The organism is Acidisoma sp. L85 (assembly GCF_009765865.1).
Lineage (GTDB): Bacteria > Pseudomonadota > Alphaproteobacteria > Acetobacterales > Acetobacteraceae > Acidisoma.
In genome coordinates this window covers 320,798-346,408 of sequence record NZ_LMUQ01000052.1, presented here as the reverse complement: position 1 = coordinate 346,408, position 25,611 = coordinate 320,798, and the positions used below count along the sequence as shown (strand labels likewise).

The window sequence follows — 25,611 nt, the reverse complement described above, 5'->3', positions numbered from 1 at the left end:
TTACACAAGTCGACCAACATACCTTCTCTGGGTGGCGTCAAAGGTGTTCGATCTGGAATGCGAATAAAGAGGGGGTCGAGGGCTTTGGCCAAGCCGAGGTCTACTATTGCTGTTGCGCGGGAGACATCGTGGCGCCATCTCAGGCTTGAAAGGAAAGAGTGTCATGTCCGCGGGAAATGCTGCGACGGAGGAGGATCAACGTGCATCCTATCTGCGCGATGCGCAGAACAAAGCAATTTGCCTGTTTGACGAGATAGAACGCGACCTGATCCGGCCAGGCGTCAGCGAGCAGGGACTCAGCGACCAGATCCACGCGCTTGCCGCCGAGCGCTACGGCGTGACCGCCCATTGGCACAAGCGTGTGATCAGGAGCGGGCCGCATACGCTGATGCCGTATGTCGAAAATCCGCCGGACCGCATAGTCGAGGCGGACGATATCCTGTTTGTCGATCTGGGACCGGTGTTCGAGGCCTGGGAAGCGGATTTCGGGCGAACCTTCGTGCTGGGGGGCGATCCTGTCAAACATCGGCTCCGGGACGCGCTTGAGCCGGTTTTTCTTGCGGCAAAGTCCCACTTTCAATCCAATCCCGACATCACCGGCGAAGCCTTTTATGACATCGCGTGCGAATTGGCGAAACAGGCGGGGTGGGAGTTCGGCGGCCGCATTGCTGGACATCTCGTTGGCTCTTTTCCGCACGAGACGATCCCCAACGACCGGATCACGCTGTACATCACCCGGGGCAACCTTGACGCCATGAGCCGCCTCAATCCGCTGGGACAAAAGCGGCACTGGATATTGGAGATCCATCTTGTGGACCGCGCTCGCCAAATCGGTGGATTCTACGAGCAACTCCTGACAGTCGATTGAGTGGCGACGTCAGAGTTGCCAATGAGCGCAACTATACAAATCGCAGCAGCCGTTGTGATTCGAGAGAACGGGCACTAGCCCGCGCAGTCATGCCGATCGGCCGCACCGAAATTTAAACGACGCTACAAGAGAATGACGGCCTTTTCCACTACCTCGGGCTTCGCGAGCGCCAGCTCGATCACGTCCGACGCGTCTTTAAGCTCAATCCGGTGAGTGATGATGGTGCGCACTTTGCTTTGATTTTCGCGAACCAGCTTTAGCGCCTCGGGAAACATACGAACGCTATTACGCGAGCCGAAGACCGCCAACTCCTTTTTGGAATAGGTGATAACTGGCACTGCGACGTCACGATCCGAGATCCCTACGATGACAATCCGCCCAGCCGCCGAGACGACATCGAATGCGCTGCGTATGGCGGCCGGCGAGCCTGTCGCATCGATCACCACCGTCGGCCCATCTCCTCCGAGCCAGCGTCTAATCTCGGATACCCAGTCGCCACGCGCATCGACAACTTTGTCGGCCCCGACTGCCGCGGCACGCTCAAGGCGAGTTTGAACAAGATCAGCGACAGCCACTCTCGCGCCGTAGGCCTTCGCACTCAGCAGCAACGCTTGGCCGATGGGTCCGGCGCCGATAATCAATACGCTGTCCCCATCATTCACGCCCGCGCGTTTGACCGCTTGTAGGGCAATGGTCATCGGCTCGGCGAAGGCGGCCAGCTCACGATCGAGATCGCCGGCCTCATTAAGCAATCTCTCCGGTACGCATAGCAATTCCTGGAAGGCGCCAGGTGAGTGCACGCCGATGATATTGAGGTCGATGCAGCAGTTGTATCGCCCGAGGCTGCAAGGATAGCAATGTCCACACCCGATGAGGGGTTCCACCACGACACGGCTTCCGACTGGGATTAGCCGCTCGCAATCCGCGCCGAACCCCAGAACCGTTCCGCAAAATTCGTGACCCTGAACCTGAGGGAAGCGGGAATAGGGATGATCACCGAGATAGAGGTGATAATCCGAGCCGCAAATCCCCGCGGCCTCGATTTTGATCAGCGCCTCCCCGCTAGCTGGCCCTAGAGGTTCCGCTGTCTGGAGCACCTCCATATGCCGCGGTGCCGTCGTCACGAGCGATTGCATCAGGCCGATCCTTACCTTACTCGTGCGGGCACACCACCCGGCTCGACAGATTTCGTCGGTCAGAAAAGATCCCAGTAGTGATCGCGGGCTCTGGCCGCTTTGGCCGATTCCTCTAGGATGATTTTGCCCATCCTAAGATAGTAAACCCGTGAGGACAGCCGTAACGCGCTGCGGACGTTCTGGTCAACGAGGAGAATGGACACGCCGGTGGTCGAGCAGAGGCGGGCGATTTCGGTCATGATCATGGCAGCCGTCGCTGGCGCCAGCCCGATCGAAGGCTCGTCGAGCAGCATGAGGCGGGGTCGGTTGACGATCGCCATGCCGATTGCAAGCATCCGCTGTTCCCCGCCGCTGAGCGTGCCGGCGAGCTGGTCACGACGTTCGCGCAAGCGAGGAAAGATCTTGAATATCTCGTTCAGCCTGTCGTCGAGATCAGGCGGCGAGGTCGAGTAAGCGCCAAGACGCAGGTTGGTTACAACGCTCAGCGGCCGGAAGACCGGTGACTCGGCTGGCGTCATGGAAATCCCGGCCGCGACGTTGCGATAGTAGGACCGGCGGGAAATGTCATGACCGAAGCTTCGAACCACGCCTGAGCGGTCACGCATCATCCCCATGATCGACTGTAGAAGACTGGTCTTGCCCGCGCCGTTGTGACCAAGCACGGTGACGATCTCGCCCTCATCGACATGAAGATTCACATCTGTCAATACCACCCGCTTCCCATAGCGAGCGCTAAGGCCCGATACGGTGAGCGGCGTTCCGCTGTGGTCTTTTGCGAGATCCACAGCTCAGGTCCCGAAATACAAATCGACGAGATCGGGACGCGTGGTGATGGCTTCAACGGTTCCTTCCGCCATGATGGCACCCGCGTTCATAAACAAAATTCGATCCGCCAGTTCCGAGACGACGTGCAAGCTATGCTCGACGATACAGATCGACTTACCGCTTTGCGCAAGCGTTCGAACGAGCGCGATGATCTGGTCAGCCGCCTGGGGATCAACCCCCGATGTCGGTTCATCGAGCAGGAGAACCTGCGCACCTGTTGCCAGCAGGCGCGCGAAAGCGACAAGCTTTTGCTGGCCGAAAGCGAGATCTTGGGCGGTGCGGTTCGCGTGCGGTGCGATTCCGACATTCTCCAACTGACGCAGCGCCTCGGCCCTCACCTCGGCTTCGCCCCTAGCTACCCGCATAGGCGCAAGAAATGTCATAGCCAGGTTCTCGCCAGCTTGACGAGGAACGCCGATCGCAACGTTGTTGAGGGCGGAAAGACCGGGCAAAATGCGTACATGCTGGAAATATCGCGCCATGCCAGATCTGGCCACTGCGCAGGGATCAGCACCCGCTAAGGATTGCCCGTGCAGCGTCACCTCTCCTTGGTCCGGGCGGATCGCGCCCGTCATCAGATTGAAGATCGTGCTTTTGCCAGCACCGTTCGGTCCGATCAACGCGACGATTTCTCCCGGATGCAGGTCGAAGCTGACGTCCTTTACCGCCTGCAGACCACCGAAACTCTTCGAGAGATTCCTGACCCGGACAATTGGCGAGGCGATCATCGGATTGGGCACGCTACTTTTAGCTAAGGCCGGTTGATCCCGCTCGCCCACCGTCTTTAGGAGCGTGGCTTGTACGACCCTAGGTACAGCGGAGATCGCCTCCCGAGGAAAACGGCGCATCGCAATCAAACCTTCCGGCAGCAGTCCTCGTGGCCTGAAAACCATACCGGCAACTAGAATCGATCCGTAGATGACGGTCTGCCACGGGACCGCGCTGTCGCTCGACAGCGAGGGGACGTTTTCCAGGATCGGGCGCAACGCACCGATAACGATTGCCGCGACAACGCTGCCCAAGATGTTTCCCGGACCACCGAGGGCGACGCAGGCCGCAACCAGAATCGCGAGATCGAGGCTGTATGTTGTAGGCGCGACGAACTGCATATAGGCGGCCGAGATTGCGCCCGTCGCGCCTGCCATGGCGGCCGTCATCGCGAAAGCGAGCGACTTCGGCGCGATCGTCCGCTTTCCCAGCGCCTGGATCGCGATCTCGTCCTCACGAATCCCGCGCAGAAGGCGGCCAAATGGTGATCGGCCAATCCACCAACACACCAGCGAGACAAACGCGGCCCAGGCAAGCAGGAACCAAAAAGCTTGATCGGTGGTGTTTATCTCGTAGCCAAAAAATCCGATTGGCGGAACCACGATTCCGTTCGGACCACCCGTCAGCCCGACCCAGCTCGAAGCGATCGTAACGACCAAAAAATGGAAAGCAAGTGTCAGCAGGATCAGATAGTCGCCCCTTACGCGACGGGCCGCTGGTGCCGCGACCACAAGTCCGCCGACGAAGGACACAACGATCGCGCTGGCTAGGCCGCCAAGAAACGGCCAGCCTGGTCCGATGACCGCGGCGCCGGTGAGGGTCATTCCCTGCGCGGTCATGATCGCGCAGGTATAGGCGCCCAGGCCATAGAACGCCGCCGTCGCCATCGACATCTGGCCGGCGAAGCCGAGAAGCAGGTTCAGCGAAACCGCTAGCGCCACCAGGAACGTGATCTGGTTCGCGAGATCGGCGATATAGGACCCACCCATCTTCTATCTCACGCGCCGCTGGGGCTGCGCAATAACCCCTCTGGCCTGAACACGACTACTACCAGGAGCACCGCGAAGACCAAAATCACGCCAAGATTCTGCGACAGGAAAAGGCCGCTGAAAACAAGTAGAAATCCCAATACGAAACCACCTAAAGCCGCGCCACGAATTGATCCGATGCCGCCAAGGAAAACGCCGATCACGCCGAACATGACAGGTTGCAATCCCATCGTTGGATAGGCCACGAAGCTGATCGTCTCAAAGAAGGCGGCAAGCCCCGCCATCGCGCTGCCAATGCCGAAGACGAGGACCGAGATGCGCTCGACCGGGATTCCAACAGCCATTGCCATCGTCGGATTGGTTCGCACCGCCGTTATGGCGTTGCCGGTCCGGGTTCTCGTGATGAACAGGAAAACGAGGAATATCGTCGCGGCCGCGCAGAAGGCCGTTAATACCTGCAGCCTCGTCACTGTCACGGAGCCGAGATAGAGCGTCGCGTTGGGAAATCCGGGGACTTGTTTGACGAGCGGACCGAAAATCAGTTGCAATGCCGCTGCCCCCGCGGCCGCGACGCCGAGTGAGGCCAGAAATATCGAGAGCACCGATGCACCGCGCGCGCGCATGGGCCGATACAGGATTGCGTCGATCGCGCAGCCGACCGCTGCGGCGCTTATCACGGACGCGAAGGCCCCGAGCCAAAGAGACAAGCCAAGCTGCACCGAGATGACGAAAGCCGCATAGCCGGCGACCGCGTAGGTTACGGAATGCGCCAGGTGAAACGTCCGGGTCGTTGCGTAGATGAGCCAGAAACTCGCAGCGAGCAGCGCATAGGTCGCCCCTTGCACAATCCCGAAGGCGATGAGCTGGAGAAGCTGGTTCATCTGCTATGACGGCTCGGCATCTGGCGCCCTTCGCGAGCGCAAAAGGGCGCCATGCTCCTTAGGCCGGACCGAGCGTTGTGGAATTCTTCTCGATCGTCGCGACCTTGGTCAGAACTCCGCCCAGGCCGATCTGAAACACGCCCAAAGGCTTTGTCACCGAGTGGTCCTTCAGATTGAAGGTCATGACGCCCGCTGCCGCTGCGGATCCGCCATAGACCGATGGGAAGCTGGGACCCGCTTGGAACGCGTCGCTCAAAACACTGCCCCTGCCCGGTGTCTTCCCGGCTTTGATAGTGCGACCGATGAGGGCGGCCAGGATATTCGTGGCTTCGAAGAAGTTGGCGGCGAAATAGTCCGGCGGAGTCTTGTATTTCGCCTTGAAGGTCTCGACGAACAAAGCGTTATAGGGATTCGGATTTTGCGGCTGATAGCCGTCTACGGCGAGAAAGCAATTATTGGCGATGGCGCTGCCGGCGATGTCCGGTACGGTTGGTGTTCCGAGGTCGATCGACATGATGGGAATGTCGACACCAGCCTCGCGCACCTGCTTGATGAAATAGCCCTGATCATTGCCATAGATGGTCGTGAAGATGGCATCCGCCTTGGCACTTTTCAGCCGAGCAATCAGCGAGCTGAAATCGGTCGTGCCGATATTGACGAATTCCGTGGAGGCGATTTGACCGCCACTGACCTGAGGCCAGACGCGCGGCGCGATCTCATTGATCGCGGCTGTCCCATTCTCTTGTTGGCCGATGAGTGCCAGTCGCTTGGCGGAGGGAAACCGCTTGGCCAGATAGGCGAGGCCGCCCGTTGCCGGATCGAGCGCGAAAAGCGCCATCGTAATCCAAACATCGGTCTTTCCAAGACCTGTTGGTCCCGCGCCGCCGCTCCAGAATGTGGTGAGGCCGACATTCGCGATCAGCGGAAACAGCGCTTCGGTCGCGGGTCCATAGGAGGAACCAAGCGACTGAATCCGCTCCTGAGAAATAAGGCGACGAACGCCCGTCACGGCAGGTGGAACGAGGCCGCCCTGATGGTCATTCAGCTTCAGCACGATAGTCGGCCCACCCGACGCCCGAATGAGATCCGTGGCCGTCGTGGCGCCTCGAGTCATGGCTTGACCGAAGCTGGCGCCCGTTCCCGTCAAAGCAAGATTAAGACCATGATTCCACGTCAATCCCGCCCCGGCACTCTTGCCGCCCTTGCCAAACCAGGGCTCCAGAGGCCCCGAAACATCCTGCGCCCGCGCTACCCCCGAAACGCCCAGAGACGCGCTTACGGCCATCGCACCTGTCCCAAGCATTACTGCCCGACGTGACAGTCCGTCCTGCCACTTTCCTTTTGTCGTCACTCGATGTTCCTCCCTTTTTTGCTTTTTTATGCGCCGTCACCCTGCGCATCACGCCTGTCTGAGAATTTCCGCGATCTGGTCGTTCGTCGGCGGACCCATATTGGGATCGCCGCCGATAATTCCGCCGTCCACGGGCAGTATCTGCCCCGTCACGAAGCCCGCATCGTCCGAAAGCAGAAACGCTATCACAGAGGCAACATCGGCTGGCTTCCCGAACCGCGCCATTGGTGTTCGATCGAGCAGCGCTTTCCGGTATTTCGGCATACTTAGAATTCCTGTCGTGAGCGGGGTCTCGATATAGCCGGGGCTAACAGCATTGACGCGAATGTTGTCGCCGGCCCATTCGGTGGCGAGGCAGCGGGTGAGCATGGCAACACCGCCTTTGGACGCGGCATAGGAGATCAGATTCGTTGTTCCGAAATGGGCAAGCATGGACGCTACGTTGACAATCGCGCCGGGCAGCCCTCTTTCCACCAGAATCCGCGCGAATGCGCGCGCCGCCAGTAACGTCCCGAGGAGATTGACATCGAGGACGCGCCGCCAATCCTCCACTTTCACATCGAAGGCGGAGGCCCTCACATTGGTGCCGGCACAATTCACAAGCCACTGGGCGGGCTTCGATCGAAACGCGAGATCGGCAAAAAGCGCGTCACAGGCTGCCTCCTCGCTGACATCGACGCCCGCCGCCTCGACGCTCAGACCCTCGGCGGCAAGCACCGTCGCAAACGATCGCGCGGCTTCCTCTGAACGGTCCGCGACCACGACGACATGCCCGCGCCGCGCAAGCCACTCCGCGGTTGCCGCCCCGATTCCGGATGCGCCACCAATCACCACGACCACAGGCGGCGAATAAGCCGACTTTTGCATGAAGTCTCTGACGTCTCCCAGCGTTGAGGTTTAGTTGTCGCCAATTTCCGACAACGTATTCAGATCATTGTTCCCCGGTCAAGCGATCATAGGTTCTACCTTCCAAGACGAGCCGTGTTATATCCGTTGATGACAGATGAAAGGGAGAAACCATGCCGAACGCAATCTTCGGTGAGGGAATTGTCGAGGGCGAAGGCCCGGTCGCCATGCAGGATGGCACTGTCTGGGCCGTCGAGATGGCTGGATCACGCGCTTGCGTCACCAGTGTCGATTTGGATGGGAAGGTTGAGACGCGGATCAAAGTCGGCGGGCGGCCGAATGGCATGACCGTCGATGGCGATGGTCGGATCTGGGTGGCGGAGGCCAGGGAAGGTGTGGTGCTCTGCTTCGATCCGGACGGACGCCTGGCGAAGCGCATAACCCATCCGACAGACCGCTTCCTCTGGCCGAATGATCTGAGGTTTGGTCCCGACGGGCACTTGTATTTGACTGATTCAGGAATTCTCGACACTGTTTTCATCACAGGCCTGGATATCAACCCAGACTATGCAACGCTTCCTTATCGGGGCTGCTCCTACGAGATTGATCCAATAAAAGGTCAGGTCGTTCGCCAATTCGATGAAAACATTAAATTCACAAATGGCATCGCCTTTGGTCCAGACAATTTTCTCTACGTCAATGAGACCTTGGGGGGTTCTGTGTTCCGCTACGATATTTTCGGAAGCAAGACGCCACAGCGGGAAGTTTTCGGAAACGTCAACAAGCTGGGCGACTCTCCCGTTTGGAGAGGGCCGGATGGTATGGCATTCGGCACTGATGGCAACCTGTATTGCACGGTTTACGGCCAAGGCGATGTGACGATACTGAACCCCGCTGGCGAGGTCGTCGGCCGTCTTCCGACGAATGGTCCGAAGCCCACGAACATAGCTTTCGCGTCGGAGGGTCGACGAGCCTTTGTCACGGAGGTTTCGGCGTCGAGAATCGAAGTCCTAGAGACACCCTGTGAAGGTCTTCCTCTTTTCAAGCCGCGTCTGGCCATCTGAGGAGACGGCCGTCGGACTAGGCCTCTCCTGATATCCGGGCGGCGGGACTCGCCCGGATACGTCCCTGCACTCCCACAAAATGCCCCGGACATAACGACTCCAGCTCATACCGAAGGAAAATTTTCGAGCGGGTAGGCGTCGCTCGGCGCGCCCCAGGCGCAATAACCGCCATCGACAGGCAGCGTCACGCCCGTGATGAATTCGGCGCGGTCAGACGCCAGAAACAACATTGCCTCGGCGACATGTTCGGCTTTCCCTAGCTTCCCCATTGGGGTCCGGCGGCGAATGCGATCTCCATCGACTTTTCCATCCTCGATTAACTTGGCGAGCAACGGCGTCAACATATAGCCAGGCGCGACAGCATTGACTCGAATGCCGTGAGGTGCCCACTCGCAGGCGAGCACCTGTGTCAGCATGCCGATGCCGGCCTTGGCCGCGCTATAGGCCGTCCGCACCGGTAGGCCGAGAATACCCGCGATCGAGTTGAGATTGAGGATCACGCCCGACCTCTGCTCGATCATATGTGGCGCGACCGTTTTGGAGACGAGGTAGGTGCCTGTCAGGTGGATATCGATCAGCCGCTGCCAGTGTGCGAGGGTCTGATCCACCGTCGGCACGAAGCTATCCGGAATGCCCGCGTTGTTGACCAGGATGTCGATGCGGCCAAAGCGCGCCGCCACATCGGCGACCATGGCGGTGACCGAGGCCTCGTCGGCAACATCGCCGGCAATGGCATAATGTTTCGGTCCCAACAACCGGGCCGCCGTTTCAGCTGCTTCGGCACGCAGGTCATTGATGATGATCAGAGCGCCCGCACCTGCGAAAACGCGAGCAGTCGCAAGGCCCAGGCCACTACCCGCACCGGTGATCAGCGCGACCCTCCCCTCCAATTCGCCCATCATCGGTTCCCTATTTTCCTTGCTTGTAAGGGCGCTTCCCAGGCCACGGTCGCAAGCGCCCAATGCGGCATCTTCAGGCAGCGAACGAAGCCCCAACCAACCGGCTTTCAAATGCTTCGTCGTCGAGGTCTTTGGTCAAGAGCATATCCGTGACCCGGCCACCCAGCATGACGCAAACTCTCTGGCACCTTTTCAACTCGGCGGCTTCTGTCGAATACCAGAGAACGGCGGTGCCCTTTTTCGCCTGAGCACTGACGATTGCGTGGATCTCCAACTTGGTCTCCTCATCGACGCCGCGCGTGGGGTCGTCGAGCAGAAGGACATCAGGCGCATCGGCGAGCGCGCGGCCCACGAGAACTTTCTGCTGCGTGCCGCCGCTCAAGCTGGTGATTCCATCCGCGAGCTCCCCGCGCACCCGCAGAGCATCGCGCCATGTTTCTGCGAGTGATCGTTCGGCATCTCGAGCGATCCAACCGAAGCGAGACAGCACTCCGAGCGCGGAGACCGAGAGGTTGCGTTCGACGCTCCACTGCCGAAATACGCCCTCAGTTGCACGGTCACCGCTCACGAAGGTAAGGCGGCCCGAAACGCGGATGCCAGAATGATGGCGTGCCAATCGACTTGCGGCGAAAATCGCGCGAAGCACGGCCTTCTGCCCTTGACCCTCCAAGCCACCGAGACCGACGACCTCGCCATTCGCAACGCGCAGGTCATCGAGCTTGATAACGTCATTGGAATAGCTTGAGATCGAGATGCCTCCAGCGTGGCCGCGGTCTTCCGCTTGAGAGGCTGCGGCCTCCGCCTGAAGCTTCACCGGCGCTGGTTTCGAAAGCCCTCGGCTGTGCATGGCGGAAACCAGATCGCCGCGCGTCGCGCCGGCCATGGAGCGCTCCGCGACCACGACCCCATCCGCCATGACGTAGGCGCGGTCGAGCTCGCGAATGACCTCCTGCAGTTTGTGAGTCGAAACCAGCACAGCCAGGCCACGACTTTGTGCCTCCCGCCGCAGCCAGCGATACAGACTTTCCGCGCTGAACGCGTCAAGCGAACTGGTCGGCTCATCCAAAACCAGGCAGGTTGCAAGCTCGCCTTCCGCCCAGAGCCCGGAAAGTGCGACAGCGAGCATCTGCCGCTGAGAGATCGACAGATACTCGATCCTTTGTTCGGCGGACATGCCGTGGCCAGGAAAAATATCACCGAGAATCGCCATGATCATGCGATCCGCGCGGCGGCGCCAGCCGCGCCCGGCCCCTACCGCGCGCGCTCCCGCGAAGATTGCCGCCTCTCGAAGCTGCAGATTCCCAGGCAACTCAAGCTCCTGAGGCACGCTCCGGATACCGAGTTCGAGGGCTTGGCCCGGAGTAAGGCTGCTCGTCACCTCCTCGCCTCGAACAATCATGCGGCCGGCGTCGGGCTGATGTTCCCCGTTGATGACGCGCATGGTGGTGCTTTTTCCGGCACCGTTATGGCCGATGAGTCCCACCAGTTCGCCCGCATGCACTTCAATGGTGGCACTCTGAACAGCCCGGGTCGAACCGAAACTCTTTGAGATGCCGTCTAGCGCGACAAGGACGGGGCCACGATCGCTCATGGATATACCACGATCTTGAGCGCGGCAACGGCGCGGCTGTCGAGTTGCCGCATGATTTCAGCAATGTCGTCCAGCTCACGGATTTCGATGAGGCGCTGCAGGGAGGCCGCGTCATGTGGGACGACGCCGCGAGCGAGAAGACTGAACGCCGACTCGAATTCCTGTCTCCGATACATATGCGATCCGGTAATGGTGCGCTCCTGCCGTTGGAGTTGGACACCACTAAAATTCAGCGCGGGGGCGGCGACGCCAACCAGAACAACATGACCGTCGGCGCGGACCGCGGCGAGCGCGGTCTCCGCCGGCTTGGCGCCTCCCACACACTCAAAGGCGACATCGTACATGTCTGGCTGAACCGGAACCCCCTCGGCAACGTGGAAGCCGAAATACGCCATCGTCGCACGGCGCCCCTCGTCCGGATCGACCATCGTGATTTTCGCGACACCACGGGCTCGCAGGACGAAACCCACCAGGGCTCCGATTGGGCCGCAGCCCAGCACGACGCAATCATCCTCCGAAGTGAGAGCGACGCGGCCAGCTGCATGCACCGCGACGGCGAGCGGCTCGACTAGAACCTGAAGCAGGCGCGGCACTGAGTCTGGAACACCGATCAGGTTGCCGACCGGCACGACGACAGCTTCGGCAAGGCCGCCTGGGATCTGCCCGCCGATCAATTTCATTTGGGCGCACAGCCGTTCATCGCCGCGCCGGCAGGGTGCGCAATTGCCGCAACCGACCTGCGGCAGGAAGGCAACTCTCGCTCCGGGCACAAAACCTCCCGCCGCCGGTCCAGCAATCTCACTGATTGTGCCGATGACCTCATGGCCAAGCACGATGGGCGGCCTGATGACAGGATGGTTCCCGCGGTACATCGTGAGATCCGAGCCACATACTCCGCAGACCTCAACCGCGATCCGGGCGTAGCCTTCCGGCAGCGACGAAAGCTCGCCGCGAACTACTTCGACACGGCGCGGGTCCAGCACCGTCGCCTGGCGAACCGAGGCTGTCGCTTGGGACTGCATGATGAGCTCCTTCACCGCTTGGGCATGGCGGCAAGCACACCGACAATGACCGCACCCTCGGCGATATGCTGAACGCCCGGGCCAGCGGCGGTCAGGCTGACGAGCGTCGCGAGCAGGGTGAGCAGCAAAGCCGCCCACCAGACGCCCGCGACATTCGAGCGGCCACCGGCGATCGCGGAGCCGCCGAGCACGACAACAGCGATGGCCCCGAGCTGATACTGCTCCGCCATGTCGAGCGAAGGACCATTGGAATAGGCACCCAACAGCAGTCCGCAAATCGCGGCGGTCCCACCACTCAGCATATAAGCGCGGAGAACAACCCGAGACGTTGCGATTCCCGCCAGCCGCGCCGCTTCCGGCGATTGGCCGGTCGCCAGGACCTCTCGCCCGTAGCGGGCTCGGGTGAGCAGGATGCTCGCGACGATGCCGACCCCGACGACCAGAAGCGACAGCGGTGACACGCCGATGAAGTGCCCCACGGCGAAATGGATCAGCGCTGGGCTAGGTGCCTTCGCACCCGTCGCCGCCAGCAATTCGACGACCGTCCGCAAAACGAATCCAACGGCGAGCGTCGCGACAAGCGGCGGGATCGAGAGCAGACGAATGATACTGAAGTTCACGAGGCCGACAATGGGGCCGAGCACCAGAATGGCCGCCAAAGCTGGCAACAGCATGGCGTCTGAACCGCGCATGATGCTGGCACTGAGGTAGGCGGAAAGCGTCACGACATAGGGCACGGATAGATCGATATTGCCGCTGCCCGTGCTGATGACGAAGACCTCGCCGAACCCGACCAGCGCCAGGAAGGACGCGACGATGATCGACTGCTGCAGGGTGCCGAGAAAGCCCTGCCCCGCCACCGCCCCTGTCGCGACCCAGACGAGGAGGGCGCCCAGCGCCGCCGGCAGCCAGTCAGCATGCCAGCGCCGCGAGCGGCTAGCACGCGCGGAGCCGGATCCGGTGAGCGCCTTACTCGTCATGGGGCGGCAAGCGCTCTGGATGGCGGGCGGAGGCGCCTGAAGGCGACGACCCGCACACCCAACGCGACGACCAGGATCAACCCTTCGACCGCGCTCGTATAGGCGGCGGAGACGTTAAGGAAGGCCATGATGGAGGTGATGAGGCCGATCGCCACCGCCGCACAGACCGCGCCGACCGCATCGACCCGCCCGCCCCGAAACTCTCCGCCACCCACGATGACCGCCGCCACGGTCGAGAGAACGAGCGTGGCGGCGCCATTCGCGTCGCCTGAGCCCGTCGAGCCAGTGAGAACGAGGCCAGCGAGAAGACCCATGAGCGCGGCCAAACCATAGAGCGTCATCTTCAGTCGGATGACTGAAAGGCCGACGCGCGTGGCCGCCTCCGGGCTCGCACCCACGGCGCGCAAACGGATGCCAAGCCGCGTCCGGTTCAGCAGGAGATAGACGACGACGGTCAGAACGGCGAAGACGATGATCGGAAGGGGCACCAGCGGAGGCTCCGCATTCGCGGCCGCGCTGAGCCAGCCCGGCGCCTCACCGCCTGGCGTTGGCATGATGAGCAGCGAAACGCCGAGCCAGATCGACCCCATGCCAAAAGTCACGACGATCGAGGGAATCCCGCGATAGGTAATGAGCGCACCCATGAGAACATAGGCGACCGCGGCCAGAGCGAGACCGAGGATGGCAATGCCGGGTTGCGTCCCGAGGCTGGCCGCCGCGGTGACATTGACGAGGCCAACGAACTGGCCAATGCCGAGGTCGATATCGCCGGCCGCCATGATGAAGAGCTGCGCCATGGTGGCGAGTACGACTGGCATCGCACCCACCAGGATGAGCGAGAGCCCGTCATATGTCAGCGCGTCGGGCTGGATGATGCCGATGGCGACGAAGGTGCCGACCAGCAGCAACACGGAAATCGCACTCGGCGTCCTGGCCAGACTCATGCGCGTCACAGCGGACATGCCTCGTACCTCGTGGCCGATCGCCGCGCCCGGTGATGCACCGCTGCCGTCAGGAAGCGGCTCTGAGTTCGCTCTCATGCGCGCGCTGAAGCGCGCCGGAGGCGCCGCCCCAGTTGATCGCACTGATGAAACCGCCATCGACCACGATGTTCGTGCCGGTCACGAATTCACCAAGGTCGGAGGCCAGAAAAAGCACCGCCTTGGCAATATCCAGCGGCAGTCCGATCCGGCCGAGCGGCGTGTGGCCGATCGTCGCGGCGCGGATCGCCACCTGCCCCAGCGTGTCCTGATTGATGCCCGTCTCGATGACGCCCGGTGAGATCGAGTTGATCCTGATGCCCATCGGCGCCAGCTCGGAAGCGAGCTGCCGCGTCATGGAGAAAACACCGCCTTTCGCCGCCGTATAGGACGGGTAGCCGTAACCAACCTGCGCTGTGACCGAGGCGATCTGCACGATGCGGCCCGATCCCGTCCGCGCCCGCTTCAGGGCGGGTACCGCCGCCTTGAGCACGTTGAAATACCCGGTCAGGTTGACGTCGATAACCCGCTGCCACTCCTCATGTGTCGTTTCCATCAGCGTCTTGCGCACGATGATGCCCGCGGCGTTGACCAAAATCTCGAGCGGCTGATCACCCAGCCCGCTTTCGACCTGACCCGGCACCGTGACGTCGATCGCCAGCGGTTCGGCGCTGCCCCCTTCGCCCTTGATGCGATCGACGGTCCCCTGCGCCGCCGCCATGTCCCGGTCGAGCACCAGGACATGCGCTCCGGCGGCGCCCAGCAATTCCGCCGTGCCGCGGCCGATGCCCGAGCCTCCGCCGGTAACCAGGGCGCGGTTTCCGGAGAGATCGACAAGGTCACCGACGGTCTGTGCGGGCATGACTATTCCTCTCGCGACTTAGAGACGGCTCAGAATTTAAAGCCGCCGGGGGTGGCTTTGACGCTTTCCGGCACCGTTCCCGCCAGGTTGCTCTTCAACAACGCGTCGCCCTGCGCCTGCGTCAGATCGGTGCTTGCTACCCCGTCAGGCGGCGTGTGCTGAACCCAGACGTCAAGCGTGTCTTTCGTGACCGCAAGGAGCGGAAAGCGGATCTGCTTCGGAAGTTTCTGTCCCTGCAGAATGGCGATCGCCGTCCAGACGCCAGCCGAGCCGATACCGGGCATGGACATCGTGGACACCGCCACGTAGTTTGGATTCTTCTTCAGCTCGTCGGACCAAATCCGCAATTCATTGCCCCGGTTTCCGAAGCCGATCATCGGCATCGGCCGGCCGGCCGCCTGAAAGGCGCGAGCCGACCCAGCGCCATCGCCGCCCTGGCCCACGACCGCATCGACCTTCGGCAGGCTAGGCAACATCGCCGCCACCTTTTGCTGGGCGACGGTATCGGTCCAGTCCGCATAGGTGGTGCCGACGACCTTCATGTTCGGCGAGGACTGCAGGCCCTGCTCCATGCCATTATGCATCTGTTGATCCGGCAAGGTCCCTGCGGTGCCACGCACTTCCAACACGTTTCCTTTGCCGCCGAGCGCCTTGGCAAAAGTCTCCGCCTGTTCCTTGGTCGCGGCCTCGAAGGTCTCATAGACATTGTAGGCGCAGGGAGCCGTGACTGTCTGGTCCACACCGACGACGACGACACCATGCGCGCAGGCTTGCGCAATCGCGCCGTTCAAAGCGGAAGCCGATGTCGCATCGACGATGATCGCCTGATAGCCCTGCACGACGAAGGCGCGGATCTGGCTAGCCTGGACCGAGGAATCGCCATTGGCATTGGCCGATGCGTATTTCGCGATCAGCCCAGCTTTCTTGGCTTCATCCACCGCGGTTTCGATGCTGTGGATGTAGCCTTGGTGCCAACTATTGCCGATTGTCGCGTTGGAGAAGGCGATCTTGAACGGACCAGTTTTTCCCGCATCCGCCGCCCTGCCCGGTGATAAGGCTGAGCTTGCGAGGAGCAAGCCCAGGCTCGCCGTCAGACCGCCAAGTTTTTTATATGTCACGACCATTCTGCTTTCTCCCGTTCTTACGTCTTTTTGAAGCATTGTTTTGGCCTAGCGCACGGCGTCGGCGAAACGTCCCGATGACGAGGTCTGCCGCTCAAGATCGGCACGCCCCTGCTCCGCAAGGATCCTCGCCATATCAGCAGAGCCCCAGAGCGCCTCGCGATAACGCGTGGATGCGGGCTGCTCTAAACGCTCCGCCGCCCTGCGAACGACTATTGCCATGCCAAGCGCATCGAGACCGTAGTAGCGATACATGTGAGACGGCGGCCCAACGATCGCGAAATCGCGCAAGCCATGCTTGAATACCGGCGTATCGACTCCGCATTCGAGAAGCGCCTGCTGCACCGATGTGCCGATGCCACCATCAATCACATGATCCTCCGCCACCACGACTGCGCGGTGCCGGGCGGCGAGCGCCGCGATGCGCTCGATCGGAAAGGGCCGGATTGTGTGAAGATCACCCACAGTGACCGACAACCCGCCCTCCTCTCCTAGCGCCCGAGCCGCATCCCGCGCCGCATGCACCCCGATGCCAGTCGTCAGCAGCAGAATATCGCGGCCTTCATGCACCTGGGTCACTTCACCGAAGCGCACCTCATTCGGAGCTTGATAGACGGGCGGCCCATCGGCGCCACGGCCGAAGCGGATGTAAACCGGCCCCGGGAGATCATGCACGTCGCGGAGCAGGCCCTCCATCGCATTTAAATCCGCCGCTGCGACAACTGTAAGATTGGGAATCGAGCGCAAGGCGCCGATATCCTCGATCGCGTGGTGCGACGACGCGAAATAGCCCATCGAGATGCCGCAATGAGTGCCGATCGTCCTGACCGGCAGGTTGGTATAGGCGTGGTCGTTGCGGATCACGTCGAGGCTTTGCAGGCTGGCAAACGCCGAGAAGGTCGTGACATAGGGGATGTAGCCGGAAGCCGCGAGACCGGCGGCGAACCCCAGCATATTGCGCTCTGAGATCCCGGCCTGAAAGAATCGCCGGGGATGACGCTCGAGAAATTCAGCCACGAAGGTCGACCAGGCAAGATCGGCCGTTGCCACAACAAGCCGCGAGTCAGTGTCCGCGCGGTTACTCAGGATCGTGCCGAGCGTGCGCGCAGGAACACCGGCACGGCCCTCGTGATCGAAAGATGCTTCATCCTGTAGAACGGTTGGTTGCCGCACGAGTTTCATGATCTGCCTCAATGCGCCGACTGGGTGCGTCGGATACTTTCGAGGGCACGCTCGACATCCACGCCGCCAAGGAAGCCGATGTGCCACTCGGCCTTGCCCTCGATGAAATCGACGCCTTTGCCGGAGATCGTGTCACCGATGAGGACCGTGGGTGGACCGCCTTCCGCCCGCCGCCGCTCAAACTCTGCGTAGTGGTCGAGCAATTGGCTCAGCGAATGACCATCGACGCGTTCCGCGTGCCAGCCGAAAGCGCGCCACTTTGCGTCGATGGGCTCCATATCGAGGACCGCCTCCGTCGCGCCATCGACACAAACTTTGTTCGCATCGACAATAGCGAGAAGATTGGAAATCTTATTGGCCCCCGCATAGGCGGCCGCTTCCCAGATTTGGCCCTCATTCAGCTCGCCGTCGCCCAGCAGCGCGACGCAGCGACGATTGCTTTCGTCCAATCGCGCCGCCAGCGCCATGCCGAGCGCGATCGAAAGACCGTGGCCCAACGCCCCCGCCGAGAAATCGACGCCCGGGACCTTGCGCATATCCGGATGATCCCCGAGCCGGCTGCCCAGGCGCGTGAAGGTACGCAACTCCTCCTTTGGGAAAAAGCCAAGATCCGCGAGGATCGGATAAAGCGTGGAGCAGGCGTGCCCTTTGCTCAGAATGAAGCGATCGCGGTCGGCCCAGGACGGCTCGTTGGGATTCAGCCGCATGAATTGATAGTAGAGGGAAACCAGGATCTCGACGCAGGAGAAACTCGGCCCATAATGGCCACTGCCACAGATCGCCGCCGACTGCATGATGGCTTCGCGCACGGCAACGCAATGTGCGGCCAGCTCAGCTGGGGTCTGATTGGACCGCTCGACGGCCATTTGCGTCACGCCCTCCCGCATCGTTCTTCTTGCCGGGATATGAATACGTAACCACCAAGGGTGTCAACACAGAAGACGAACAACTTTACGGATGGCGGCAAATCTCGTATCAATTGTGACTACGCATTGCCCTCCAGCCAAGATATCGGGAGCCAGTCCGATCGCCTCAGCTTCAGGTTCACGGGCCGCGAATGCTTCGCGGCTCCCGACCAGTATCGACGTCGCCAAAGCCGCCGGCGTGTCGCAATCCTCTGTCTCGCGATACTTGAACGGCAAGAACGTCTCGGAAGAAGCGTTCGAGGCCATCAGCCGCGCGATCAAACGGCTCGGCTATCGTCCGAATAACAGCGCACGCAGCCTCGTCACGAATCGCACCAACCTAATCGCCGTGGTGCTCGGCGACATGTTGAATGGCTATTACGGCGAGATTTTCACCACAATCCACAAGGCTCTCACGGAACGCGGCCAGCGACCGCTCATTATCGACGGCCGCGTGAGCGACAAAGAGAGTCCCGGACAGCTTCTTTCCGAGGTCCATGTCGATGGCGTCATTGTCGCCACCTCGCTCATTCCGCCCGATCAGGAGAAGCGCATCCTGGCACGTCATCTGCCGACAGTCGTCATCAACCGCACGGAAATGCGGGGCATCGACATGGTCGGCACGCAAAACCGGCACGGCGGAACCCTCGCCGCCGAGCATCTCATCGAACTAGGCCATCGCCACATCAGCATGATCACAGGCCCCGCGGGCGCCGAAGCGATCCGGGAGCGGAGCGCAGGGTTCGTCAGCGCGCTTTCCGCGTCTGGTCTCTCTCTCGCGGCGGAAGAGGTAGAGGTCGCCGGGTTTGACTATGATCGTGCGTATCAGGCTGCCAAACGCCTCATGCAACGGCGCTCACCGCCAACAGCCATCTTCTGTCACAACGACCAGATCGCCATAGCCGCGCTCAATGCCGCCATGGCGAACGGCATCCGCGTGCCCGAAGATCTCTCGATCATGGGCTTTGACGATGTCCGAATGGCCGGTTGGGACCGCATCGCCCTGACCACAATCCGGCAGCCTCTGCGCGAGATCGCCATCACGGCTGTCGAGTTGCTTCTCGCGCGGTTGGAGGACGCCGGGCGCCCCCCGCGCACCGTCATTCTGCCGTGTGAGCTTATTCGCCGCGCCTCGACCTCGCTTCGCCAAAGCGCTGTCCCGCCCGTTCCTTCCGGAAAAAAGAGAATCCCATGAAAGATCCTCCTCGCTATCGCGATTTGCCACTAGATCAGTCGATGCCGCCACGTTCCGCCTGGGGACTTTGGGGCAAGGATGATGAACTCGGAACCCTGAACCTCCTGGGGACAGAGCAGGTACAGCGCGGAATGCAATCGGTGCGTTCCCACAAAGTGTTTTCGCTCAACTGGAAGCTCGAAGAACCTAATCCCCCCTTCTATGGGCGAGGCGCCATCCAGCATCACCCGTTTCCAAATGAAGTCGGTTTTGACGACTGCTACGACAGCTTCTATCCGCAAAGCTCGACCCAATGGGATGCTTTGGGCCATGTCGAACATCCGGAATACGGCTTCTACAATGGCCGCAAGCGCGAAGACATGGCCGCCGCCAATGGGGCGCGAAACGGCATGCACAACTACGCGCGCAAAGGCATCGTCGGCCGCGGCGTTCTGCTCGATGTCGCCCGCTACCTCGCCTCTCAGGGACAGCCCATTGACGGCAGCCAACGCCGCGATTTCACCGTCGCCGATCTCGAAGCGACACGGCAGGCGGCCGGCATCACCTACGAGACGGGCGACATCCTGGTGATTCGCAGCGGCTGGATGAACTGGTACGAGAGCGCCGATGCCCAAACGCGCGCGACGCTCGCCGATGACTCAATCAACCTGCTTAAGACCCCAGGCATCTCGGGTGGTGAGGACATGGCCGAATACCTGTGGGACAGCCACGTGGCCGCTGTCGCTTCGGATTGCCCGGCCGTGGAGGCTTGGCCGCACGAGCTGAAGGTCGATAGTTATTTGCATTTCCGTCTCATCCCCCTGCTCGGAATGGCTCTGGGCGAAATGTGGTATCTGGAGCAGCTCGCTGACGAATGCGCGAAGGACCGTTGCTATTCGTTTATGCTTGTGTCCGCGCCGCTCAACAAATTCGGCGGCGTCGGCTCGCCGGCGAATGTGCTCGCGATCAAGTAGCGCGAGAGTTGTCGCGGATCACGGACTCGTTACCGCGTGATTGCGGCGTTGAGTTTGGCCGCCATCAGGGTTCGCTCGTTGCGACCTCGAACTCCACGGCAGAGATAATTCGTTACAAATTATGGACGGTGCTGGGTCTCCCAGCCCGCATGGGGCGGAATAAGTCTCATACGGCGCTGCACAGCGCGCGAAGCCCAGCGAGTTGATCAGGAGGCGCGTCATGCGGGTCGTTCGTCTTGCATTAACGGCATTGCTTTTCGCTTTGCCATCGGCGGCAGCCCTTGCTCAGGCGAACCCGCCTGACCCAGGGAAGACGGCCCCGAATGGCCTCACGCAACAGCAAGCCCTCTATGATGCCGGCGTCGCAGGATACAGTATGATGTCAGGCCTCACGAAGGAGAAGGACGGGAGCTGGATGGGCGAAGGCAACAAGGGCGGAGGCGAGAGCCGGTTCAAGGTTGATCCTTCGGGCAATGTCACGCCGTTGCCGTAACGTTTCGGCGCCGGCGGGACTGATCGCTAACCCTCAGCACGGTGAGCTTGCAAAAATTTGCGGGCTTACTACTTCCGCGACACCAACTTGCATTCTCCACGGGTGCAATACGTCGAAAATTCTTCACGGAGGAAACCATGGCCTACCGATGGACAGTCCTACCGCTGGGTCTTCTCTGCGCACTGGGCGCGGGTTCCCTTGCAATGGCGCAGTCACCCTCCGCGCAAAGCGCGTCGGCGGGAGCGACAAACGGCCTCGGGAAGTCGCATAGGTTCGCGACGCCTGATGCGGCGGCCGCGGATTGCCCAGGAGACACGGTTGTATGGTCGAATGGGAGAAGCCTCACCTATCATCTCTCCCCGATATCAGCCGGCTACGGCCACGGGTTCTATACGTGCAAGATGGAAGCTGATTCCGCCGGGTTCACTGCCGCGCCGTGAACAGCGAACCCGGCTGATATCCGCTGCGCGACGGAGCCGTCGTGAGCCCGCGAGCGGCGACGACACCACGCCCATGACCAACCCACGCTCGCCTCGGCCTCTCTCAGAACGGCCGGCGTAGCGTTGCGCCGCCCTCCGGTGTACTTGTTCGCTGTTGGGCGTGATCGGCCCATGTAACGGGTGACACACTCAAGCTGAGCGACAGGGAGACCACGATGAGCCCGAAACCGGTACCGTTCCATTTGGAGGTCGACCAAGGCGCCATCGAGGACCTCCAGCAGCGCCTGGCGCGCACAAGATTTCCCGAGCAACCGCCGGGGGAGCCTTGGGTCACGGGCACTGACACCGCCTATATGCGGGAACTCGTTACCTACTGGCGCGAGACATTTTCCTGGCCCGACCAGGTCGTTCGGCTCAATGAATTTCCGCAATTCACCGTCGAGCTATCGGGGATCGATCTGCATTATCTGCATGTGCCGGGGAAGGGTCCTAACCCGTGTCCCCTGCTGCTATCGCACGGCTGGCCTGGCTCGGTGTTCGAGTTCCTGGACATTATCCCACGGCTGACCGATCCGGCACGCTTCGGCGGTGATCCCGCGGATGCGTTTACCGTCATAGCCCCGTCGCTACCGGGCTATGGTCTGTCGTTCAGCCCTGGGCAACCCCGCTTCAGTGTCGAGGCGATGGCAGATTGCTTCGCGTCTCTGATGTCGGACGTATTGGGCTACAAGCGTTTCGCCGCGCAGGGCGGTGATTGGGGTGCCTCGATCACCTCCCGGCTCGGCGTCGCCTATCCCGAGCGGCTGATCGGGATGCACCTGAACATGATGCCGCTGCCACGCGACCCTGAGAAAGCCGATACTTCCACCGCAGAGGGTCGTGTCTATTTCGACAACCTGGCCGACTGGTTGAAGGAAGGAACTGGCTATTCGGCGATCCAGGGGACCAAGCCGCAGACCCTGGCTTTCGGCCTGTCGGACTCGCCGGTAGGGCTCGCCGCCTGGATCATCGAGAAATTCCGCTCCTGGTCCGATTGCCATGGCGACGTCGAAGCCGTGTTCTCCAAGGACCACATGCTGGCGAATATCAGCCTCTACTGGTTCACAGGCGCCATTGGTTCGTCGTTCTGGCCGTATTACGCCCGCATGCACGGCGGATGGCAGATCACGGACGGCACGATCATAACCGTCCCAGCCGCCTTCGCCGCTTTCCCAGCCGAAATGGTGCGGCCGCCGCGATCCCTGGCCGAGCAGACCTTCACCAACCTGCAGCGCTGGACGGTGATGCCAAAAGGCGGCCACTTCGCCGCTATGGAACAACCGGAAGCCCTGGCAGAGGACGTCCGGTCCTTCTTCCGTCCCTTGCGGGCCAGCGCCTAAGTCGCCGCAAGCAAAAATCGTTCCTTAAAGCTGCCGCGAAGGTCGGGCGCAAGAAGAAATCACCCTCGGTGAGACTGATTTCCGGATGGGGAGCATGTAGTGGCGGTTGCAGACCTTATCTTGCCCGTTTTTGCCGTGATTCTCACCGGCTGGATGGCCGGGTATTTCGGGTATGTATCGCGCAACCTGTCCGACGCACTCATCTATTTCGCGTACAATATTGCCATGCCCGCGCTGCTACTCGTCACGATTGGGCAAGAGCCGGCGCGCTCGCTGCTGGTATGGCGGTTCCTGATAGCTTTCGGCGGCGGTTCGCTCATCTGCTTCTGCATTGTATTCATATTGAGCGGCCGGCGAAACGGTCGCAACGCACAGCGCCAGACGATGTACGGAATGGCCGCGTCCATGACCAACACGGGCTTTGTGGCGTTACCCATTCTTCGGGCAGTATATGGCCCGCATGCGGTTCTGCCCGCCGCGATCGCCACGGTCTTCGTCGCAGTGGTGATGTTTCCTGCGGCAGTCATTCTGCTAGAAAAGAACAGGACATACGGCCGCACGCAACGTGCGACGCTTATCCGGCATATAGTCCTCAACCCTCTTGTTCTTTCCACGCTTCTCGGCATTGTCTGGTCCGCGGTCGGCGTCCCGATACCTGGCCCTGTTGCCGCCTATCTGACGATCTTTGCCGACGCGCTCACACCATGTGCGTTATTCGCGATAGGGCTTGGGCTGTCGCTCGACGGAATGCGAACCGATCTAGGGTCATCCCTGGTGCTGGCAGCGGTTAAGCTGCTCATCATGCCAATTGTCGTTTATGGCCTCGCCTTGGCCTGTGGACTCGACCCGCTCTATACGATCGCAGCAGTCATCTGCGCAGCGGTGCCAACGGCGAAAACCGTCTTCATCCTCGTGGGCGAATACAAATGTGAGGAGCCGATGGTTGCCACGACAATAGCTTTGACAACGCTGCTGTCTGTCGCGTCGTTGATGCTGTGGCTCTATGCGTTGTCGGGGCTCAACAGCAGCGCAGCCATCGGCAACTAGGCAACTAGACACGGCGCTGAATCCAGTCCCGCCCGCCGTCAGGCGCCCAGCCGGGCGAGTCCGGAAGAATCTGCCGTTGCCTACTTCTTGAGATGGCCGATCACCTCGCCCACGATGGCTTTAGGTGGGTGGGGCATCAGGTGATTGAGTTCTCCCCGAACCAACTCGCGGATAGCCTGGTTCGCCTCAGCGGCCTGGTCGTAGGTTTCAAAGAAGCTGATTGACACCACCGAGTCATGCCCGGCTTTGACGAGAGTATATGAGATAAAACCGTCACTCTTCTCAAGTATCGAGGAAATATTCGTTTTCGCTCCGTCGGCAACCGCCGCAACATCGGTCACCCCCTCGTAGGTCCGGATTGATGCAAACATTATAACCCCCCTTCTGGCGTGGCTTGCACGGCGAAGCATGCTCCTTGTCCCGGCGGAAGGCGAGCACCCGACGGGGCTTGTCGGCCGCTCTCTGCATCTCCGGTTTGACCCGCCGCCCGCCAGTCGATCGTACGGAGGCGCATCTGGCTCACAGCCCTGCGAACCGAATATCGTTTGACATTGAGGGCCTGCGACTTCTACCCCTTGCGCGCCATGAGTGCGGAAGCCGGTGCAACTCCGGCGCGGTCGCGCCACTGTAACCGTCGGCTCGCTCATCGAGCCTCCGGAAGTCAGACCCGGCCATGGCGTTTTGCAATCCAAGGGGACGCTTGATCCCGGGGAGTATTTGGATGTCTAACACGACCATTGGTTCCGATATCGGAACCGATATTGCCTCCGCACCCATTCCTGTGCGTGAGGTTCTTCCCTGGCTCATTTTTGGGCTGGTGATGTTGCTGGCAATCTACTTCGTCGGCGCCGAGGAAGGTGCCACCTCGATCATCAAGGGCATGTATGTGCATGAATTCGTGCATGACGGCCGCCACCTGCTCGGCTTCCCCTGCCACTAGGGGCCAGACTCATGGTCAGGACTCTCCTCATCCGAGGAATGCTTTGCGGACTGCTCGCAGGGCTCCTCGTGTTCGGTTTCGCCAAGGTTTTTGGCGAACCGCAGGTCGATAGCGCGATCGCCTTCGAAAGTGCCATGGACGAAGCCAAGGTCAAGGCGGATGCCGCTAAAGGCATTCACGACATGCAGGCGCCGGAGCTTGTCAGTCGCCCCGTGCAGGCGAGCTGGGGGCTTCTCACCGGCGTCATGGTTTATTCCACGGCGTTCGGTGGTTTGTTCGCGCTGGTCTTCGCCTTCGCGAATGGACGTGTAAGCAGTAGCCTCAGCCCGCGGACGGTCGCCGCTCTGCTGGCTCTGACGGGGATCGTTGCCGTCTACGTCGTGCCGAACCTTAAGTATCCGGCCAATCCGCCCTCCGTCGGGCATCCCGACACCATCGGGATACGCACGCAGCTCTATTTTACGATGATGGCGCTATCGATTGCCGCAATGGTCGGTGCGGCGGTCCTGCGTAAGCGTTTAGCGCCCAAACACGGTGTGTGGTCGGCGGCTCTCTTCGCCACGGCCTTCTATGTCGTGGTCGTTGCGATCGTAGCGGCCCTGATGCCGCCTATCAACGAAGTGCCGGCCGATTTCCCAGCGGTCGTACTCTGGCACTTCCGGATCGACTCTTTCGCGATGCAGGTCATCATGTGGGCCACCCTCGGGCTCGTCTTCGGTGCCGTGACGGAGCGGGCAGCACAGGCCCGGAACGGATACCGGCTCGGTGGCCCGATGGGTGCCGCTTGGCGATAAGCTCGGTCACTCGCACATATAAGGATATGCTTATTTCTTGATGAGGCAGGCGGACAGGTTGGCGGAGTGTGCTGACCCGTCCGTTCTCGAAGGTTCAGCA

General features: G+C 61.2%; 25 protein-coding genes and 1 riboswitch. Of the genes, 9 read left to right on the top strand and 16 right to left on the bottom strand.

The features are described 5' to 3' along the window. The first annotated feature begins 163 nt into the window (after positions 1-163). On the top strand, positions 164-868 hold the full coding sequence (locus GSQ83_RS17360; RefSeq protein WP_158804118.1) for a M24 family metallopeptidase: 705 nt from the start codon (positions 164-166) through the stop codon (positions 866-868). A 122-nt stretch (positions 869-990) separates the two neighbouring features. Here the strand turns inward: GSQ83_RS17360 and GSQ83_RS17355 are convergent, their stop codons facing one another. The 6 genes from GSQ83_RS17355 to GSQ83_RS17330 all read right to left on the bottom strand — a co-directional run bounded on the left by GSQ83_RS17355 (position 991) and on the right by GSQ83_RS17330 (position 7,685). Continuing rightward, positions 991-2,004 (bottom strand): zinc-binding alcohol dehydrogenase family protein, encoded by a 1,014-nt coding sequence (locus tag GSQ83_RS17355; protein ID WP_158804117.1) that lies wholly within the window; start codon positions 2,002-2,004, stop codon positions 991-993. 59 nt (positions 2,005-2,063) lie between these two features. Further along, complete coding sequence (locus tag GSQ83_RS17350) at positions 2,064-2,702, bottom strand: ABC transporter ATP-binding protein (protein WP_254065762.1); 639 nt, start codon at positions 2,700-2,702, stop codon at positions 2,064-2,066. A 90-nt stretch (positions 2,703-2,792) separates the two neighbouring features. Continuing rightward, the gene (locus tag GSQ83_RS17345; RefSeq protein WP_158804116.1) at positions 2,793-4,586 is read right to left on the bottom strand and encodes an ABC transporter permease subunit; all 1,794 of its coding nucleotides are present in this window, start codon (positions 4,584-4,586) and stop codon (positions 2,793-2,795) included. Between the two features lie 8 nt (positions 4,587-4,594). Further along, positions 4,595-5,467, bottom strand: coding sequence for a branched-chain amino acid ABC transporter permease (locus tag GSQ83_RS17340; protein ID WP_158804115.1), 873 nt, complete (start codon positions 5,465-5,467; stop codon positions 4,595-4,597). A gap of 58 nt (positions 5,468-5,525) precedes the next feature. Then, positions 5,526-6,818, bottom strand: coding sequence for an ABC transporter substrate-binding protein (locus GSQ83_RS17335; RefSeq protein WP_158804114.1), 1,293 nt, complete (start codon positions 6,816-6,818; stop codon positions 5,526-5,528). A 48-nt stretch (positions 6,819-6,866) separates the two neighbouring features. Continuing rightward, positions 6,867-7,685, bottom strand: coding sequence for an SDR family NAD(P)-dependent oxidoreductase (locus GSQ83_RS17330; protein ID WP_158804113.1), 819 nt, complete (start codon positions 7,683-7,685; stop codon positions 6,867-6,869). Positions 7,686-7,837: 152 nt separating this feature from the next. On the opposite strand from GSQ83_RS17330, the gene GSQ83_RS17325 reads away from it, so the two are divergent. Then, a complete protein-coding gene (locus GSQ83_RS17325) occupies positions 7,838-8,728 on the top strand; it encodes an SMP-30/gluconolactonase/LRE family protein (protein ID WP_158804112.1) in 891 nt (296 codons plus the stop codon). Positions 8,729-8,832: 104 nt separating this feature from the next. Here GSQ83_RS17325 and GSQ83_RS17320 read toward each other — a convergent pair whose 3' ends face one another. The 9 genes from GSQ83_RS17320 to GSQ83_RS17280 all read right to left on the bottom strand — a co-directional run bounded on the left by GSQ83_RS17320 (position 8,833) and on the right by GSQ83_RS17280 (position 18,231). Beyond that, positions 8,833-9,630, bottom strand: coding sequence for an SDR family NAD(P)-dependent oxidoreductase (locus GSQ83_RS17320; protein ID WP_254065740.1), 798 nt, complete (start codon positions 9,628-9,630; stop codon positions 8,833-8,835). 70 nt (positions 9,631-9,700) lie between these two features. Then, complete coding sequence (locus GSQ83_RS17315) at positions 9,701-11,218, bottom strand: ATP-binding cassette domain-containing protein (protein ID WP_158804111.1); 1,518 nt, start codon at positions 11,216-11,218, stop codon at positions 9,701-9,703. Continuing rightward, on the bottom strand, positions 11,215-12,240 hold the full coding sequence (locus GSQ83_RS17310; protein ID WP_158804110.1) for a zinc-binding dehydrogenase: 1,026 nt from the start codon (positions 12,238-12,240) through the stop codon (positions 11,215-11,217). Before GSQ83_RS17310 ends, GSQ83_RS17315 begins: the two co-directional genes overlap by 4 nt. A gap of 11 nt (positions 12,241-12,251) precedes the next feature. Next, on the bottom strand, positions 12,252-13,220 hold the full coding sequence (locus GSQ83_RS17305; protein WP_158804109.1) for an ABC transporter permease: 969 nt from the start codon (positions 13,218-13,220) through the stop codon (positions 12,252-12,254). After that, a complete protein-coding gene (locus GSQ83_RS17300) occupies positions 13,217-14,182 on the bottom strand; it encodes an ABC transporter permease (protein WP_158804108.1) in 966 nt (321 codons plus the stop codon). Before GSQ83_RS17300 ends, GSQ83_RS17305 begins: the two co-directional genes overlap by 4 nt. 49 nt (positions 14,183-14,231) lie before the next feature. Beyond that, positions 14,232-15,062 (bottom strand): SDR family NAD(P)-dependent oxidoreductase, encoded by an 831-nt coding sequence (locus tag GSQ83_RS17295; RefSeq protein ID WP_158804107.1) that lies wholly within the window; start codon positions 15,060-15,062, stop codon positions 14,232-14,234. A gap of 29 nt (positions 15,063-15,091) precedes the next feature. Beyond that, positions 15,092-16,186, bottom strand: a complete 1,095-nt coding sequence (locus GSQ83_RS17290) for a substrate-binding domain-containing protein (RefSeq protein ID WP_158804106.1) — start codon at positions 16,184-16,186, stop codon at positions 15,092-15,094. A gap of 45 nt (positions 16,187-16,231) precedes the next feature. Then, positions 16,232-17,365, bottom strand: a complete 1,134-nt coding sequence (locus GSQ83_RS17285; RefSeq protein ID WP_158804105.1) for a transketolase family protein — start codon at positions 17,363-17,365, stop codon at positions 16,232-16,234. Positions 17,366-17,373: 8 nt separating this feature from the next. Then, the gene (locus GSQ83_RS17280; RefSeq protein ID WP_158804220.1) at positions 17,374-18,231 is read right to left on the bottom strand and encodes a transketolase; all 858 of its coding nucleotides are present in this window, start codon (positions 18,229-18,231) and stop codon (positions 17,374-17,376) included. A 91-nt stretch (positions 18,232-18,322) separates the two neighbouring features. On the opposite strand from GSQ83_RS17280, the gene GSQ83_RS17275 reads away from it, so the two are divergent. The 5 genes from GSQ83_RS17275 to GSQ83_RS17255 all read left to right on the top strand — a co-directional run bounded on the left by GSQ83_RS17275 (position 18,323) and on the right by GSQ83_RS17255 (position 23,777). Then, on the top strand, positions 18,323-19,465 hold the full coding sequence (locus tag GSQ83_RS17275; RefSeq protein ID WP_256367068.1) for a LacI family DNA-binding transcriptional regulator: 1,143 nt from the start codon (positions 18,323-18,325) through the stop codon (positions 19,463-19,465). After that, positions 19,462-20,418, top strand: a complete 957-nt coding sequence (locus GSQ83_RS17270) for a cyclase family protein (RefSeq protein ID WP_158804103.1) — start codon at positions 19,462-19,464, stop codon at positions 20,416-20,418. The genes GSQ83_RS17275 and GSQ83_RS17270 overlap by 4 nt, the downstream gene beginning before the upstream one ends. 220 nt (positions 20,419-20,638) lie before the next feature. Beyond that, complete coding sequence (locus GSQ83_RS17265; protein ID WP_158804102.1) at positions 20,639-20,911, top strand: hypothetical protein; 273 nt, start codon at positions 20,639-20,641, stop codon at positions 20,909-20,911. 655 nt (positions 20,912-21,566) lie between these two features. Then, positions 21,567-22,730, top strand: coding sequence for an epoxide hydrolase family protein (locus GSQ83_RS17260; protein WP_158804101.1), 1,164 nt, complete (start codon positions 21,567-21,569; stop codon positions 22,728-22,730). Between the two features lie 99 nt (positions 22,731-22,829). Further along, the gene (locus tag GSQ83_RS17255; protein WP_158804100.1) at positions 22,830-23,777 is read left to right on the top strand and encodes an AEC family transporter; all 948 of its coding nucleotides are present in this window, start codon (positions 22,830-22,832) and stop codon (positions 23,775-23,777) included. A gap of 80 nt (positions 23,778-23,857) precedes the next feature. Here the strand turns inward: GSQ83_RS17255 and GSQ83_RS17250 are convergent, their stop codons facing one another. Beyond that, on the bottom strand, positions 23,858-24,148 hold the full coding sequence (locus GSQ83_RS17250) for a hypothetical protein (RefSeq protein WP_158804099.1): 291 nt from the start codon (positions 24,146-24,148) through the stop codon (positions 23,858-23,860). Positions 24,149-24,316: 168 nt separating this feature from the next. Then, a riboswitch (cobalamin riboswitch) is annotated at positions 24,317-24,467 on the top strand. A gap of 31 nt (positions 24,468-24,498) precedes the next feature. On the opposite strand from GSQ83_RS17250, the gene GSQ83_RS17245 reads away from it, so the two are divergent. After that, complete coding sequence (locus tag GSQ83_RS17245) at positions 24,499-24,717, top strand: CbtB domain-containing protein (protein ID WP_158804098.1); 219 nt, start codon at positions 24,499-24,501, stop codon at positions 24,715-24,717. Between the two features lie 11 nt (positions 24,718-24,728). Further along, positions 24,729-25,511, top strand: a complete 783-nt coding sequence (locus GSQ83_RS17240) for a CbtA family protein (protein WP_158804097.1) — start codon at positions 24,729-24,731, stop codon at positions 25,509-25,511. The last annotated feature ends 100 nt before the right edge of the window (positions 25,512-25,611 follow it).